Annotated in this window: 14 protein-coding genes; 1 reads left to right on the top strand and 13 read right to left on the bottom strand. The window is 77.1% G+C overall.

Features of this window, described 5'->3' with window-relative positions; all coding sequences use genetic code 11:
• Positions 1–87: 87 nt before the first annotated feature.
• The 8 genes from ACI79E_RS14905 to ACI79E_RS14870 all read right to left on the bottom strand — a co-directional run bounded on the left by ACI79E_RS14905 (position 88) and on the right by ACI79E_RS14870 (position 8,206).
• Positions 88–483, bottom strand: a complete 396-nt coding sequence (locus ACI79E_RS14905; protein WP_456933341.1) for a hypothetical protein — start codon at positions 481–483, stop codon at positions 88–90.
• A 112-nt stretch (positions 484–595) separates the two neighbouring features.
• The gene (locus tag ACI79E_RS14900) at positions 596–1,381 is read right to left on the bottom strand and encodes an esterase/lipase family protein (protein ID WP_456933340.1); all 786 of its coding nucleotides are present in this window, start codon (positions 1,379–1,381) and stop codon (positions 596–598) included.
• A 71-nt stretch (positions 1,382–1,452) separates the two neighbouring features.
• Entirely contained in the window at positions 1,453–1,662 is a 210-nt protein-coding gene (locus ACI79E_RS14895; protein ID WP_456933339.1) for a hypothetical protein, read from the bottom strand.
• Positions 1,663–1,958: 296 nt separating this feature from the next.
• Positions 1,959–3,158 (bottom strand): hypothetical protein, encoded by a 1,200-nt coding sequence (locus ACI79E_RS14890; protein ID WP_456933338.1) that lies wholly within the window; start codon positions 3,156–3,158, stop codon positions 1,959–1,961.
• 92 nt (positions 3,159–3,250) lie between these two features.
• A complete protein-coding gene (locus ACI79E_RS14885; RefSeq protein WP_456933337.1) occupies positions 3,251–5,479 on the bottom strand; it encodes a sensor histidine kinase in 2,229 nt (742 codons plus the stop codon).
• Positions 5,476–6,861, bottom strand: coding sequence for a hypothetical protein (locus ACI79E_RS14880; RefSeq protein WP_456933336.1), 1,386 nt, complete (start codon positions 6,859–6,861; stop codon positions 5,476–5,478). The genes ACI79E_RS14885 and ACI79E_RS14880 overlap by 4 nt, the downstream gene beginning before the upstream one ends.
• A gap of 35 nt (positions 6,862–6,896) precedes the next feature.
• Positions 6,897–7,562 carry a response regulator transcription factor gene (locus ACI79E_RS14875; protein WP_456933335.1) on the bottom strand — a complete coding sequence of 222 codons (666 nt, stop codon included), beginning with the start codon at positions 7,560–7,562 and terminating at the stop codon, positions 6,897–6,899.
• A complete protein-coding gene (locus tag ACI79E_RS14870) occupies positions 7,553–8,206 on the bottom strand; it encodes a sensor histidine kinase (RefSeq protein ID WP_456933334.1) in 654 nt (217 codons plus the stop codon). Before ACI79E_RS14870 ends, ACI79E_RS14875 begins: the two co-directional genes overlap by 10 nt.
• A 193-nt stretch (positions 8,207–8,399) precedes the next feature.
• On the opposite strand from ACI79E_RS14870, the gene ACI79E_RS14865 reads away from it, so the two are divergent.
• A complete protein-coding gene (locus ACI79E_RS14865) occupies positions 8,400–10,913 on the top strand; it encodes an Hsp70 family protein (RefSeq protein WP_456933333.1) in 2,514 nt (837 codons plus the stop codon).
• A 34-nt stretch (positions 10,914–10,947) separates the two neighbouring features.
• On the opposite strand, the gene ACI79E_RS14860 is transcribed toward ACI79E_RS14865, so the two are convergent.
• The 5 genes from ACI79E_RS14860 to ACI79E_RS14840 form a co-directional block, all read right to left on the bottom strand.
• On the bottom strand, positions 10,948–11,151 hold the full coding sequence (locus ACI79E_RS14860) for a hypothetical protein (protein ID WP_456933332.1): 204 nt from the start codon (positions 11,149–11,151) through the stop codon (positions 10,948–10,950).
• 320 nt (positions 11,152–11,471) lie between these two features.
• Positions 11,472–11,648: a hypothetical protein gene (locus ACI79E_RS14855; protein WP_456933331.1), complete on the bottom strand. Its 177-nt coding sequence runs from the start codon at positions 11,646–11,648 to the stop codon at positions 11,472–11,474.
• Between the two features lie 222 nt (positions 11,649–11,870).
• Complete coding sequence (locus ACI79E_RS14850; protein WP_456933330.1) at positions 11,871–12,668, bottom strand: hypothetical protein; 798 nt, start codon at positions 12,666–12,668, stop codon at positions 11,871–11,873.
• A 1-nt stretch (position 12,669) separates the two neighbouring features.
• Entirely contained in the window at positions 12,670–13,098 is a 429-nt protein-coding gene (locus ACI79E_RS14845) for an S-adenosylmethionine decarboxylase (RefSeq protein ID WP_456933329.1), read from the bottom strand.
• Between the two features lie 100 nt (positions 13,099–13,198).
• Complete coding sequence (locus ACI79E_RS14840) at positions 13,199–15,451, bottom strand: putative bifunctional diguanylate cyclase/phosphodiesterase (protein ID WP_456933328.1); 2,253 nt, start codon at positions 15,449–15,451, stop codon at positions 13,199–13,201.
• Positions 15,452–15,596 lie beyond the last annotated feature (145 nt).

Genomic DNA, 15,596 nt, shown 5'->3' with positions numbered 1-15,596 from the left:
GGCGCGGGTGGGGGCGGCGCGGGTGGGCGGTCGCGCGGCGCGCGGGAAGGGCGTGGCGCGGCGCGCGGGGAGCCGGTGGGGGGCCGCTCAGGCGGCGGAGGCGACGCCGGCGGCCGCGGCCAGGGACGGGTAGCGGTCGAACGCCGGGCGCAGCAGCGGCACGAACTCGATGACGGTGGCCACGCTGCCCTTGATCCGGATCCTGCCGGTGGCGACCGCGATGGGCATGAGCAGACGGCCGGCCCACAGGGCGTCGGCGGTGTCGCAGGACATCTTGATCACCATCGACGTCGGCGCGGGCGGCGCGTCGACCCGCACCCCGTCGCCGTCGACCACCAGCTCGAAGTCGGGCCTGGTGTGGACGAACCGCACCGACAGGGCCTGGTCGCGCACCAGCCGGGCGAACTCGTCGTCCTCCAGCATGATCTCGAACAGCTGCGAGAAGACGGCGACGGCCTGGGTCTTGGACGTGTATGCGGGCATGGCGGTACCTCGTGTCCGGGGTCGGGGGTGGGTCCTTGCGGGAGGGGCGGCGGGAGCGGGGCACGGGCGGCCGGCGCGGGAGGGCCGCGGGCCCGCGCCGCGGGGGCGCGCCTCACGCGGCGATCCCGGGAGCGGCCGGCCGGGGGTGTGCGTCGGAGCGCAGCAGGTGGACGACCGAGGTGAGGAACAGCGGCGACCGGATGATCCCGAGGTGCCCGACGCCCGGGACCAGGACGTTGGTCGCGCCGAGGGCGCGCTCCTCCAGCCGGGAGGAGCGGGGCCGGACGAGCAGGTCGCGGTCGGAGTAGTAGGAGACCCAGCGGACGCCGCTGGTGCGGGCGCCGCGGCGCAGGTCCTCCAGGATCCGGGACCCGGGCGCCAGTGCGGCGGCCACGGTGCCCCGGCCGAGCCGGGCGGCGACGGTGCCGCGGTGCGGCGCGGCGACGGTGACGGCGGTCCGGACGTGCGGCTCCAGCCCCAGCTCCTGGACGGCGTAGCGGACCACGACCCCGCCGAGGCTGTAGCCGATGAGGTGCACCTGGTCGGTGCCCGCCTGCTCCATGGCGCCGTGGCAGTCGCGCACCAGGGCCCGCGCGACGTCGGACACGCACCGGGCGAAGGGGCTGTAGGTGGCGTGGGAGACGGCGAGGCCGGCGGCGTCCAGCCAGCCCTCGAGGAGGGACCACGTGGCGGCGTTGCCGCCGAAGCCGTGGACGAGGACGACGGGCGCCCGGGGCCCGGCGGCGGGCGCGTGCGGGGTGGCGGCCAGGTGCCGGGGTGCGGGCCCGCTGCGGGTGGGGCGGCGGTTGACCAGCTGCAGCACGCCCGTGACCGCGCTCTCGTGGACCGACCGGGCGACGCCCAGGGCTCGCGTCGTCAGCGGGGGGACGGTGCCCACGGGGTCCTCCTCTCGGTCGTGGACGGTCTGCGGGGGTGGTCGTCGAGTGGCCGGTGGCTGGTGGCCGCGGCTCAGGCGACGGCGGTCAGCGCGGGGACGGCACCGGGGGCGGCGGCCGGCACGACGGTCAGGCGCGGGACGGCGGGGACGCGCGGGGCGAGGTCACCGGCGGCGGCGTCGCGGGCGGCGATCTGGCGGGCGAGGTGCCAGGCGGTGCAGTCGCCGCAGTAGGCCAGCCACCTGCGCTCGGTGTGACGCAGGCACGGAATGGGAGCGGACATTCTCTCTCTCCTCTTCGGGAGGCCGGGAAATGGTTTCCCGTGTTCTTCTTCCTGAGAAAGAGAATGGCGATCGGCGAGCCGGCGGAACACCGAGCCGACCCCCCGGAACGGCGTCCGGAGCCCCCGTTTCCCGGGTGGGGTCCACCCCCCGCCGACGCCCGGGGACGCCCCCTCCCCCGCCGGTGACGGCAGCGCCCGGCCCGTCGGATCCGGGGGTCCGACGGGCCGGGCGGGGTCTGCAGGAGGAGCCGCGGGAGCGGCCCTTGACGGGGCCGGCCCGAGCCGGCCGCGGGGTCTCAGGCCACCGGGGTGAGGCGGCGTCCCGGCGGCGGGTCGGCCGGGGGGTGGCGGAGGCGGCGGGCGCGGTCGCGCAGCTCGGTCACCGAGCCCAGGTCCGCGTCGACGTCGGCGAGCTCCTCCGCCCTGTGGTCGGCCGCGGCGGCGGCCGAGCGGGCCGCGTCGAGGCGGTCACCCAGCTCGCGGCCCCGCTCGTTCACCGCGGTCGACGTGCTGGTGCGCAGGTCGCTCTGCAGGGTCCGGATCGCGTCGCGGACCTGTTTGCCGAGGGCGAGCTGGTAGTCGTCGACGAATGCACGGACCAGGGCGCGGGCGTCGCTGCGGCGCCGCTCCAGCTGGCGCCGGCGGTCCCCGGTCAGCGCGGCGCCCCCGGTGGCCAGGGCACCGAGGACGGCGCAGAGGACGATGACCCACGTCGGCAGGTGCAGCCCGAGGAACCGGGAGAGCACGAAGGCCATCATGATCCCGGCGTACCCGGGCATGACGACCATGAGCAGCCGGGTGGACAGCGGCTGGGCGCCCCCGCCGGGGGGCGTGTGCGGGTGCAGGCCGGCGACGAGCTCCGCGGCCGGGAGCACCGGGAGGGCCGGCGTCGGGTGCGGGCGCAGCCCCAGGTCCCGGGCGACCCGCGCGGCGATCGCGCGGGCGCCGGTGTGCAGCCGGTGGTGGATGCGCTCGGCCTCGAAGGTCAGGCGCTCGCGCAGCCAGCCCTCCAGCTGCGCCCGGTGCCGGGCGGGGTCCCCCGCCTCGATGCTCGCGTCGGCGTCGGCCTGCACGGCGCGGGTCGCGCTGCGGGCCTCGAACTCCAGGTCGGAGCTCAGCGCGGCGAAGCCCTCGCCCAGGACCGCGGGCCACACCTGGGCCGGCGTCTCGAAGGCCTCGAAGCGGGCGCGGGCCTCCTCGAGCTGCGCGCGCGCCCGGGCGGGCAGGGCCGGGTCGAGCAGGTCCGCGCGGCGGGCGCGGAGGTCGCGCTCGAGCTCGTCGCAGGCGTGCAACGCGACGGCGGCGGCGTCCCGGACGGCGCCGGAGGATGACCACCCCGGCCCGGCGGTCCCCAGGGCCCGCCGCGCGGTGGTCAGCCACTGGACCAGGTCCTGGCGGCGGTGCACGGTCGCGCCCTTGGTGCACAGGTCCAGCAGCTCCCGGGCGGCGGCCTCGGGCCCGGCTGTCTCGGTGCGGTCCGGCCGCGTGGGGGTCATCTCGCGCCTCGTCCTCGCTGTCTGGGGCGACACCGGTGCGGCGTCATGGCGAGGGTCGTCCGGTGGGCGCCTCGGGGGCGACCGGGGAGCCCCTACGACCGGTCGGGTCCGGCCCCCGTGCCCGGGTGGGGACAACCCCCGGTCGGCTGGTCCGCCGGGGCGGCCGTCGCCGACAGCAGCCGTTCGCAGGTGCGCACCAGGTGGTCGGCCAGGTGGCGGGACGCCGCCGTCGACGCCGGGTGCGCGGCGAGGGCCCGCCAGCGGGCCAGTTCCGCCGTCGCCGCCGCGGCGAGCTCGGCCGGCAGCGCGTCCGGGTCGCAGCCCAGGCGGGCCCACGCGGGCACGCCGTCCACCCCGAGCAGTCGCTCCGCGGCGCGGCGCCGGTCACCGGGGACGCGGACCTCCCCCGAGCACAGCGCGTCGAGGAGGTCCAGCTCGGCCAGCTCGTGGGCGCGGGAGCGGATCGCCTCCAGCTGGTAGACCAGCGGCCCCGACGGCGCCCCGGCCAGGACGGTCTCCAGCGCCGACAGCACGGTCCGGGCCTTGAGCACGTCGGCGCGGGCGACCAGGCGGCTGTCGACCGCGTCCCGCAGCCGCGCCAGGGCGGCGGCGTCCAGCAGCGTGCCGGTGCGCGGCCGCACCGCGACCACCGTCTGGCAGCACCGGGCCGCGGCGGGGAGGGGCCCGTCCCCGAGGTGCACGCCGACCGTCTGTGCGGGGCGGGCGGTGCGGGGCAGCCACGAGGGGCGGACGCCGACCTCCGGGCCGGGGTCGCCGAGGACGAGGACGACGGCGTCGGCCGCGTCGTCCCGCGAGGCCGCGGGCGTGTAGCGCACCCCGGGTGGTGCGCCGGCGGCGAGCGCCTCGGCCACGGCCGGCACCGGCGCGCCGGGCGGGCCGGCCACGACGATCCGGAGCGGCTCGTCGAGGAGCCGGGCGAGGGACTGCAGCCGCCCGGCCAGGGCGGTGCCCCGGTGCACCTCCCGGGCGGTGCGCACGGCGGCGCGGACGGCGTCGAGCAGCCCGGAGGCCGCCGGTGGGCCGCCCGGCGGCCGGGTGGCCGGGGGTGCGGGCAGGGACACGGAGCCCTCGACCGTGGTGCCGGCGCCGGGAGCGGACCGGACGTCGACCCGTCCGCCGACCGCGGCGATGCGGGCCGCCAGGTTGCGCATGCCCCGCCCCGCTGACCCCGCGCCGTCCGAGGGGTCCCAGCCCGGACCGTCGTCCTGGACGGCGAAGTGCAGCCGGGCCCCGTCGACCCACAGCCGCACCCGCACGGTGGCTCCGGGTGCGTGCTTGCGGGCGTTGTTCACCGCCTCCAGGCAGCAGAAGTAGACCGCGGCGTCGACCTCCGGGGGGAAGCGCAGGTCCCGCGGGGCGTCCAGGGCGACGGGCGGGTCGTCGGCGCCGAGGTCGGCGTCGAGGGCCGCGACCAGCCCGGCCTCGGCGAGGACCGGTGAGGTGACGCCGGTGCTGGTCCGGGCCAGCAGCTCCTCGACCGTGTCGATCCGCGCGCTGATCTGGTCCAGGGCGGTACGCGCCTGCTCCAGCCGGCCGGTGGCGAGCTCGTGCTCCACCAGCCCCAGCCCGAGGCTCAGGGACACCAGGTGGTGCTGGGCCCCGTCGTGCAGGTCGCGCTCGATCCGGCGGCGCTCACCGTCGGACTCGGCGACGGCGCGGCGGCGGGCGGCCGCGATGTCCGTGGCGTGCGCCAGCGCCGCCCGCAGCTGCCGTTCCAGCTCGATGCCCGCCCGTGCCGCCTGCAGGGACACCCCGAGACTGCTCGCGACCGCCTCCAGCAGCTGCCGGCGCTCGGCGTCGGTCGAGGCGACCGTCACCCGGTCGACGGCGAGGGTGCCGACGTCCTCGGTGCCGTGCCGGACGAGGACCTCCCACCGCAGCTCGCCGGGGTCGGCGCCGGGCCGGGTCCAGGTGTGCACCCGGTCGCGCAGGCCGGGCCGCCGGACGGTCAGTACGCACACGCCCGCCCCCAGCCCCGAGCCCACGGCCTCGGCCACGCGGGCGAGGTCGGGGACGTCGCGGGTCGGCCGGGGCAGGGCGGCCAGCTGGGCGAGCACCTGGTAGCCGGCCGGTCGGTCGGCACCGGCGCGCCGGCCGGTGACCCGCCGTGCGGCCGCGTAGGCGGGCAGGGCGACGGCCGCGGCCGCGGCGGGGGCCGCGACCGCCGCGGCCGTGGCCCCGGCGAGCCGGTCCGCGACGAGCTGCACCAGCAGGTGGACGCCGCCGACCGCCACCGTGACCAGCGCCCAGGAGAGCAGGCCGGCCAGGAGCGCGCGCCGCTCCGGGCGCCCCCGGGTCACCGGAGCGCGACCTCCGTCCCGGTGGTGTCCACCACGACCGGCTCGACGCGGTCGGGCAGCCAGGCGCGCACGACCAGGGGCACCGGGGCGTCGGGGTCCCCGCCCGGCGGGGGTGCCGTGCCGACGTCCATCCCCCCGCCCAGCGCGGCGAGACGGTCGGCGTCGTCGGCCAGCAGGGCGCCCAGCCGCTCGGGGGACACCGGCGGGGCGGGGTCCTCGACGTGCGCGACGATCCGGCCGCCGGGGTGGTCCAGCCGGACGAGCACCGTGCCCTCCCCCGGCCGGCCGGCCAGCGCCCGGACCGCGGAGGCGGTGAGGTAGTAGATGCCCGACTCCAGCTCCCACGGCAGCCGCTCCCCCAGCCCGCCGGTGAGCCGGACCGGCCGGGGCAGGTCGGCGACCACCTCGTCGAGGGCCGCGGCCGGTCCGTGGTCGCGCAGCACGGCCGGGTAGACGCCGCGGGCCACGGCGCGGAACCGGTCGAGCAGGTCGTCGAGCTGGACCCGCGCGCGGGACAGGGCCTCCCGCACCGGCGCGGGGTCGGGCCCGGGGCCGGCCAGCCCCGTCACGGCGCGGCCGACCTCCGCCCGCAGGGCCTCCAGCCGGTCCCCGGTGGCGTAGGCCAGCTCGGCGACCAGCCGCCGCCGCTCGGAGTCGCGGGCCGAGGCGAGCCGGCGCCGCGACGCCTGCAGCTCCTCGGCCAGGTCGGCCGCTCGCCGCACCCGCTCGGCGAGCTCCGCGTTGAGCGCGACGACCCGCAGCAGCAGCCCCGCCCCGTTGGCGACGTCCTGCATGAGCCGGCGGTCCTCGGCGGTGACCGCACCCGGCTTGTGGATCGCCACCACAGCGCGCAGCACCGACCCGTCGAGGACCGGGACGACGTGGTCGGTGTCCGGGCGGGCGAGCAGCGCGGCGAGGTCGGGAACCGTGGCCTCCCCGGCGCCCGGCTCCGGCGGGTGCCGGGCGACCTCCACCAGGCGGTCCCCCACCGCCAGCCACACCGCCACCCGCGCGGCCCCGGTGCCGTCGGCCACCACCTGGGCCAGCCCGGGCAGCGCCCGCTCCAGGGAGCCCGACTGCATCCGCCGGGCCGCCTCGGCCAGGGCGGAGAACCGGTCCGACTCCTGAGCGGCACGCGACCCACGCACCCGGGGCAGGAGCAGGTGCAGGCCGAGGGCGGCCAGCGCCGCCCCGGCGACGGGCAGCACGGCGGCCGGCACCGCGGGGCCGACCACCCGCCCGAGCCCGTGGACGACGGCGACGAGCACCGCGGCCACCCCGAGGGTGACCAGCACGCCGCGCACCGCACCGGCTCCGGTCGCCCGGGCCATCCCCACCACCGACCCCTCGGCCTGCGGAACCGGCAGGTCCCGTGCCGTCACGCTAGGGCGGCCGGCCGCCCGGGCCAACCCGCGCGTTACCGCTGGCCGCGCTGGGAGCGCAGGTAGGTGAGGACGGCCAGGACCCGGCGGTGGTGCTCGCTGCCGTCCTCCTGCAGGCCGAGCTTGCTGAAGATGTTGGCGATGTGCTTCTCGACGGCCTTGGGGGTGACGAACAGCTGCGCGGCGATGCCGTTGTTGGACCGGCCCTCGGCCATCAGCCGCAGCACGTCCAGCTCCCGCGGGGACAGGGCGTCGACGGCCTCCTTGCGGTCCCCGCGCGGGCGCTCGACCAGCCGCTTGGCCAGCACCGGCTCGATCACGATCTCGCCGTCGGCGATCCGGTCGAGGGTGTCGGTGAGGACGTCGACGCTGCCGACCTTCTCCTTGAGCCGGTAACCGACCGCCTCGGTGCCGATCTCGAGGATCCGCATCAGGTAGTGCGTCTCGGCGTAGTGGGACAGGAACAGCAGCCCCATGTCCGGGTGCGCGGCCCGCAGCCGTTCGGCGGTCACCAGCCCGCCGTCGGGTTCCGGCGGCATGCGGATGTCCAGGATCGCCACGTCCGCCGGCTGCTCGGCCAGCAGGTCGACCAGCGCGTCGCCGTCCGCGGTGCAGCCGACCACCTCGTGGCCGGCGGCCTGCAGCAGCATGAGCAGGCCCTCGCGGAACAGGGCGCCGTCCTCGGCCAGGGCTACGCGCACGGGATCCTCACCTCGATCGTCCCCCTCTCCTCCTCGCCGGAGGGCGTGACCTCCCCCTCGAGGCCGCAGACCTGGTCGAGGACCCCCGCGGCCAGCCGCAGGGGCACCCCGGACAGGACCAGGACGAGGACGTCGCCCTCGCGGCCGCCGACCACCTCGATCGGGGCCCCTCCGGCGCGCACGGCGGCGAGGCAGTCGGTGACCGCGAAGTAGGCCGCCCCCTCGGCGGCGGGGCCGAAGCGCCCCGGGCGCACGTCGATGCGCACCGGCACCTCGGCGCGGTCGGCGAACTCGCGCAGCGCCGGTCCGAGCCCCGCCTCGTCGAGCAGCGGCGGGTAGATGGCCCGCGCGATCTCCCGCAGCTCCTGCAGCGCCGCGTGCAGCTGGTCCTGCAGGCCCTCGATGGAGGCGTGCAGGTCCGGCCGCGACTCGGGCACACCGCTGCGGACCACGCCCAGCTGCGGGACGAGCGCGGAGATCCGCAGCGAGGCACCGTCGTGCAGCTGCCGCTGCAGGTGCAGCCGGCGCCGCCACCGCTCCCGCTCGGCGCGGGAGGGCACCGGCCGCAGGGCGGGGGCCACGGGGTGGTCGGCGTCCGGCGGCCCGGCCGCCCCCGGAGCGTCGCCCGCGGAGGCGGCAGGCATCGACGGCATCCCTGGATCGTCGCGGGCGCCGCACCCGAGCGGTAGGGGGGCTCTCCCTACCCACTGGTGGGGTCCTCACCCCGCCCGGTGTTCGCCGCACGGGGCCGGGACACAGGTCGTTGCCAGCCCGATGCGGGCAGTGTTTGGTGTCGGCGACACGAGCCCTCCGTGTGTCGCCCGTCCGGGAGCCGCTGTGGACCACTGCCTCGGAGTCGACCTCGGCACCACGTTCCTGGCTGCCGCGGTCGCCCACGACACGACCCTCGAGATGTTCGCCCTCGGCGACCGCTCGACGGTGGCCCCGGCCGCGGTGTTCGTCCGCGAGGACGGCGTGCTGGTCACCGGTGACGCCGCCGCCCGCCGGGTGGTGAGCAACCCGGACCGCGTCGCGACGGAGATCAAGCGCCGGCTGGGCGACCCGACCCCGATCCTGCTCGGCGGCACGTCCTACGCGGTCACCGACCTGCTCGGGGCGCTGCTGCAGGACGTCCTCGCGCGGGTCGCCGCGGAACGCGGTGCACCGGAGGTCGTGGTGCTGACCCACCCGGCGAACTGGGGGCCCTTCCGGCGCGAGCTGTTCGAGGACGTGCCGCGGGTCGCCGGGCTGTCCTCCGCGCTCACCGTCACCGAGCCCGAGGCGGCGGCCGCCTACTACGCCACCACCCGCCGGCTGGAGCCCGGTGAGGTCATCGCCGTGTACGACCTCGGCGGGGGCACCTTCGACGCCACGGTCCTGCAGCGCGTCGACGACGGCATCGAGATCCTCGGCTCGCCGGACGGCATCGAACGCCTGGGCGGGACCGACTTCGACGAGGCGATCCTGTCCTTCGTCAACCACGCCTCGGGCGGTGCCCTCGACGAGCTGGACCTCGGCGACCCGAAGACGGTGGTCGCGCTGTCCCGGCTGCGGCAGGACTGCGTGCTGGCCAAGGAGGCGCTCTCCCTCGACACCGAGGTGACCATCCCGGTCTTCCTGCCCACGCGGCACCTGGACGTGCCGCTCACCCGGGCGGAGTTCGAGGACATGATCCGCGCCCCGGTCGAGTCGACCATCGGCACGCTGACCCGGGCCCTGCGCACGGCCGAGGTGCGGCCCGAGCAGCTCTCGGCGGTCCTGCTCGTCGGGGGCTCCTCGCGGATCCCGCTCATCGGTCGCATGATCACCGAGGAGCTGGGCCGCCCGACCGTGGTCGACACCAACCCCAAGCACGCCGTCGCCCTCGGCGCCGCCACCCTGGCCCAGGCCCACAGCCGAGGCGGCCGACCGCAGGGGGCCGGCCGGCCACCGGCCGACCGGCGCCCGGGCGTCCAGGGCGTCCAGGGCGAGCCCACCGCCGCCGCCCTGCCCGCGGCCCGGGCCGCGGGGGCCCGCGCGGAGACGGTCGCGGCGGCCGGCCCGCAGCACCCGGTGGCGGCCGGGGGCCCGCTGCGGACGGACGGCCCCGCCGTCGCCCTGGGGGAGGACGCGCCGTCCAGGGACGCACGCCCCACCCTCGGCGTCGCGGCCGGCGGGCCGTTCGACCGGGCACCGGGCGGGGGCGACGGGTGGGACGGCAACGGCGCCGGCGGCCGGTCCGCGGCGCCGCCCCCGCCGCCGCCCATGCCCACCCGGCGGGGACGGCTGCGCCCGCTGGTCATCGGCGTCGCCGCGCTGCTGGTGGCGGCACTGGCGGTGGTGCTCGCGGTCGTCTTCCTGCAGGACGACGAGGCGCCCCGTGCGGGCGCCGACCCCTCGGCGCCGTCCTCGGGCGCGGCCCCCGCCCCCGCTCCGACGGCGAGCGCACCGCCCCAGGCGGCCGTGCCCGTCCCACCGGCCGGGACGCCGATCGAGGTCGGGGAGCTCTCCGGCTTCGTCGCCGTCTCCCCCAACGGGCAGCACCTCTACGTCGCCCGGCGGGCCACCGGGATGCTCACCGTCGTCGACACCGCGCTGAACGCGGTCACCGCGGACATCCGGATCACGGCGGGGCCCCCGCAGTTCCTCACCTTCTCCCCCGACGGCAGCCGCCTCTACGTCAGCGTCTACGACGACGCCCGCACGATCGCCGCGGTGACCGTCATCGACACCTCGACCAACCGCGAGGTGACCACCATCCCGGTGCGCACCCGGCCCTACCTGGGTGCCGTGACCCGCGACGGCGCCCGCCTGTTCGTGCCCAACCACGACTCGGGCAGCATCTCGGTGATCGACACGGCGACCAACGAGGTGGTCAGGGACGTGGAGGTGCCTGCCAACCCGCACTGGATCGAGTTCACCCCCGACGGCTCGCGGGCCTACGTCGCCAACCACGAGTCCAACGTGGTGACCCTGCTCGACCCCACCACGCTGCAGGTGACCCAGCAGGTCCCGGTGGAGCGGAGCCCGCACAGCGTCGCGGTGCACCCGACCCGGCCGCTGGTGGCCAACGTCAACTACGACGCCGCCTCGGTGACGATGATCGACACCGACACCCACCAGGTGGTGCGCAGCATCCCCGTCGGGCGCAACCCGCAGGACATCACGTGGTCGGCCGACGGCCGGTTCGCCTACGTCGCCAGCGTCGAGGACGACAGCGTGTCGGTGATCGACGGCGAGACGTTCGAGGTGACCGCGCGACTCCCGCTCGGGGACGGACCCACCTCGGTCGCGGTGCTGCCCGACGGCAGCCGGGCCTACGTCAGCCTGCTCAACGAGGGCAGGCTGGCCGTGGTCGACACCGCCGGCTGATCCCGGGCAGGGCGCGGGCCGGGCCGGCCGGGGGTCAGCGGGGGGAACCGGCCGCGAGGTACATGTCGAGGACGGCGTCCAGCCGGGCGCGGCACTCCGCGACGGCAGCGCGGTGGCCGGGCGTGTCCTTCGCCGCCTGCCGGGTGCGCGCCTCGGCCAGGTCGCAGGAGGCCCGGGCGAAGGAGATCTCGAGCTCGTCGCGGAGGCCGGAGGTGGTCGCGGTCAGGGTGGTGGTCATGGTCGCTCCCGGTCGTGGGTGGTTGCGGGCTCCCGGAGTCCGTTCCCGCCATTTCCGACGATCTCCTGGAATGGGTTCCCGGTGGTCCTGCCCTCGGTACGAGAATGGCTGTCCCGCGGCCGCCGGGACACCGAGCCAGCCCCCGGGTCCCGCGGAGCGGACTCCCGGCCCCGGGGTGGGGTCCACCCCCGGTCGCCGGTCGGCGAGGCACCCTGCACAGCACCGAGCGCCCGGGGCGCGGAGCCGCACGGGCGCTCGGTGAGCTGGTCGGGCAGGGACGGCGCGGCCCGGGCCGGGCCCGGGCCACGCCGCCTCCGGGGTCAGTAGTGGTGGCCGCCCGAGTGGTCGTCGTAGTCGTCGTGGCACTCGCGGCCCCAGTCGTCGTGGCGGTCGCGACCCCAGCCGTCGTGGTGGTCGTGGTCCCACTTGTCGTGGCGGTCGTGGTCCCACTTGTCGTGACGGTCGTGGCCCCAACGGTCTCCGTGACGGTCGAACATGGGATGCTCCTCCGCTCCAGGCCCGGGAATCCGTTTCCCGTGTTCTCGCCTGGGAGAAGAATGGCGGCACGACCATTCGCGGGAAATGGAGTGGACCCCCGGGTCGCGCTGACACACCCCCCGTCCGGAAGTGGGGTCCACCCCCGGTGGCGCGCCCCCGCCGACGGAGGTGCCCGGGCGTCCAGGTGCCCGTCCGCAGCAGGACCCGCCCGGACGACGGGGTCAGGACGTCGGGGTCGCCCCGACCGCCCGCCGCTGCGTCGGGGACCGCCAGCCGGTCGTGTCACGGCCCGGCGGCGGCCCCGGCGGGGTGCGCGGGTCGGCGTCCGGGAGACGCGCACCCCGGTCCGGTGCCAGGTCGGCCGGGTCCAGCCGGATGGAGCCGAGGACGCCGTCCACCACGGCCGGCGCGACGTCCGGCCGCCGGGCCCGGATGCTCGGCCCCACGGCGTCGACGCGCATGACGCACGGCGTGCTCGCCGGGGACCCCAGGTAGGGCTGGGAGGTCGCTCCCGGGAAGGGTGCCCACGGCACGCCCATCACCCGCAGCAGCCGCAGCACCTTGTCGTCGAGGACGGTGACCAGCCCCTCGGCGCCGCAGAGCCGCGGGTGCTCGAGGATGCCGTGGCACAGGGCGAGGGTGACCTCGGCGCCGGCGGCACCGCTGCGGAACCGGCGGTCCACCGCCAGGCTCGCGACGTCCCACACCGGCCCGCCGGAGAGGCCCGCCGTCGCGAGGCCGTCGGCCACGTCGGCGTGCCAGGGCGGGCCGGCCACGTCGACCAGCGTCTTGACCGGGCCGGCGGCGGGGTCGGGCAGGATCAGCCGGGCGGCGCCCAGGGCGGACCCGGCCTCCTCGTCGAGCACGACGACGAAGCGGGAGCGCGCCTCGAAGGGGCCGTACTCGCGCTCCATCTCCTCCGGGGTGTTGCCGAAGGCCTGCAGGAAGACCTCCCCCTCCACCGTGCGCGCGGCCTCCCGCTCGGCGGGGGTGTGGGCGACGAGCAGCCGGACGGGCACGTCAGAAGGACCGCGCGACGACGGTGCCCGCGTCGAGGAACCGGCGGGTGAAGGACACCGCGGTGTCGACGTCGAAGGCCTTGCACGTGTAGACGTCCACCGAGAAGAACAACCGCGGCTGCTCCCAGGCGTAGAAGTGCGCGCCCGAGGTCTCCCAGTGGATCCAGCCGGCCCAGCCGTAGAGGTCCGAGCGGTGCGTCACCGGCTCGAGCAGCTGCACCATGTCGACCTCGCGGGACAGCGCCGACAGGTACCGCCGGATCTGCACGTCGCCGATCGGGCGGGCCGGGACGCCCTCGATCACCAGCCGCTGGCGGACGATCTCCGGGGCGAGGTCACGCCAGGCGTCGGCGGCAGCCGGCGTCGGTGCGGCACCGCCCCCGGGGAACGCGGGACGGAGCAGCTCACGGGTGGCGGGAGACGGCGTCACGCACCCATCGTGTCCGGAGCACTGCGGAATGCGTCGACAGGGCCGGGCGTGTCGGCGATCCACCCCGTCCCGGAACCGGACCGGCCGGTGCTCGCCGGCCTCAGTCGGTGCTGCCCCCCACGCTCAGCTGCGGCAGCACCGCCGCGTCGAGCAGGGCCGAGTCGGACGCCGCGAGCCAGGTGAGGAAGGCCGCGACCGGCATCGGGTGGGCGACCGCGAAGCCCTGGGCGACGTCGCAGCCCAGGCGCGCGAGCGCAGCGCTGGTGGCGACCGTCTCCACGCCCTCGGCCACCAGGCTCAGCCCGAGGTCGTGGGCGAGGGCCACGGTGTGCCGCACGATCGCCGCGGCGCGCGGGTCGCGGTCGACGTCCGCCGTCAGGCTCCGGTCCAGCTTGAGCTCGTCGGCCGGCAGCGAGCGCAGGTAGGCCAGCGAGCTGTAGCCGGTGCCGTAGTCGTCGATCGACGTCCGGACGCCGAGGCCGCGCAGCTCGGCCAGCACCGCCCGGCCCCGCTCCGGGTCGCCCATGAGGGTGTCCTCGACCAGTTCCAGCGTGAGGGCCTGCGCGGGCAGCCCGTGGCGGCGCAGCGCGACGACGACCTTCTCCGGCAGGTCGAGGTCGGTGACGTTGGCCGCCGACAGGTTCACCGAGACCGGCACCCGGTGCTCGTCCCACCACTGGCCGGCCGCCTGCAGCGCCAGCTCGAGCACGGTGTCGGTGAGCGGGCGCAGCAGGCCCGCCTGCTCGGCGGCGGGGAGGAACTCGCCGGGCGCGAGCAGTCCGCGGGTGGGGTGGTCCCAGCGCACCAGGGCCTCCGCGCCGGAGATCCCGCCGCTGCGCAGGTCGAGCTGCGGCTGGAGGTGGACGACCATCTGCCCCTCGTCGAGGGCGGTCCGCAGCTCCTCCATGGTGCGCAGCCGGTCGCCGCCGGGTCGGCCGGTGATCGGGTCGGGGACGTACACCTGCACACCGCCGCGGGCGCTCTTGGCGGTGTACATGGCCAGGTCGGCGCGGTGCAGGAGGTCCTCCACGTCGGTGCCGGGCACCGGGGTGGTGGCGACGCCGACGCTGACGCCGACGTGCAGCCGGGTGCCGGCCACGGTGAAGGGCTCCAGCAGCAGCTGGCGCAGCCGCTCGGCGAGGGCCTGCGCCTGGGACGCCCCGGTGTCGGGCAGCAGGACGGCGAACTCGTCACCGCCGAGGCGGGCGAGGAAGTCGTCCCCGCGCAGGCCCCGCTGCAGCCGCGGGCCCACCTGGCGCAGCAGGTCGTCACCGGCGGCGTGACCGAGGCTGTCGTTGACCTCCTTGAACCCGTCGAGGTCCAGCAGCAGCAGCGCGCCGGGACGGCCGGCGTCCGCCGCGGCGACGATCTCCGGGGCGCGCTCGATCAGGGCGCGCCGGTTGGCCAGCCCGGTGAGCTCGTCGGTGCGGGCCTCCTGCTTGACCTGGTTGTAGGCGCGGACCTCGCGGAAGGTCACCGCGATGCGGGCGATGCCGGCGAGCACGCAGAGGATGGCCAGCCAGGCCGAGACCGGCGGCATCGGGTGGGTCCACCCTGCACCGAGGACGACGAGGCTGGCCACGATGCAGGCCAGCGGCACGGCGAGCAGCCGCCAGCCGATGCGCGAGCCGCCGGTGCGGTCGACCGGCACCCGCCGCTCCCGCGCCCCGGAGGCCGCGACCGAGGCGCACACGATGCCCGCCAGCCAGCCCAGCTCCAGCGGCCCGCCGTCGACGTAGGCGTCGCGCACCCTGAGGGTGAAGAGCACCAGGTCGGCGGCGCACATGCAGCACAGCCCGAGGGCCACCGTGAGGAGGGTGTGGTCCAGGCGGACGCCGAGGATCGAGCCCACGGCCACGAGGGTGGCCAGCAGCAGCACGCTGGTCACCGGTCCGACCAGCTCGATGGCGCCCACCGCCCGCTCGCCGGGGCCGGGGTACAGGTAGGGCCCGAGCACGAACCCCACGCCGGCGGCCAGGGTGCCCAGGGCGCCCACGACGCCGTCCAGCCACATGCTCGGGTGGAAGCGCGCGACGCGGGCCCGGATCAGGCCGACGACGTGCACGTAGATGGTCAGGTAGCCCACCAGGGCCAACGCGTCGGCGAGCGGGGACGAGGGGCCGTTGCCCTCCAGGCCGGCGGCGAGGACGCGCAGGGCGTTGGCCACCGCGCTGATGGCCAGGGCGGCCCCCAGACCCAGCCAGGCGATCCGCTCCGCCCGCACCCGGCGGGCGGCCGCGACGCACGCGGCGGCGGCGGCCAGGTAGGGCAGGTTGTACAGGACCACGTCGTACGCCCGGTCCCACGCCGTGCCGTCGGGACGGTCCCCGACGCCGGTGGCGAACAGGGCCACCAGACCGAGGGTCACCAACGGCGCGAGGACCGGACGTCGCCGCGCAGCCGTCACCTGTTCGTGCCCCACCATGGTCCCGTCATCGGCCCGGGGGGCACCGGTCTGCACCGGAACGGCTCCACGTGCCACCCGGACGGGTGAGCGG

This window comes from Geodermatophilus sp. SYSU D00079 (assembly GCF_054050635.1).
This window is presented reverse-complemented; position numbering and strand designations above follow the sequence as displayed.

Excerpts from the sequence above, each read along its gene's own strand:
- ACI79E_RS14890 (WP_456933338.1), bottom strand. The coding sequence starts at position 3,158 with ATGACCCCCACGCGGCCGGACCGCACCGAGACAGCCGGGCCCGAGGCC.
- ACI79E_RS14860 (WP_456933332.1), bottom strand. The coding sequence starts at position 11,151 with ATGACCACCACCCTGACCGCGACCACCTCCGGCCTCCGCGACGAGCTC.
- ACI79E_RS14895 (WP_456933339.1), bottom strand. The coding sequence starts at position 1,662 with ATGTCCGCTCCCATTCCGTGCCTGCGTCACACCGAGCGCAGGTGGCTG.
- ACI79E_RS14855 (WP_456933331.1), bottom strand. The coding sequence starts at position 11,648 with ATGTTCGACCGTCACGGAGACCGTTGGGGCCACGACCGTCACGACAAG.
- ACI79E_RS14905 (WP_456933341.1), bottom strand. The coding sequence starts at position 483 with ATGCCCGCATACACGTCCAAGACCCAGGCCGTCGCCGTCTTCTCGCAG.
- ACI79E_RS14870 (WP_456933334.1), bottom strand. The coding sequence starts at position 8,206 with ATGCCTGCCGCCTCCGCGGGCGACGCTCCGGGGGCGGCCGGGCCGCCG.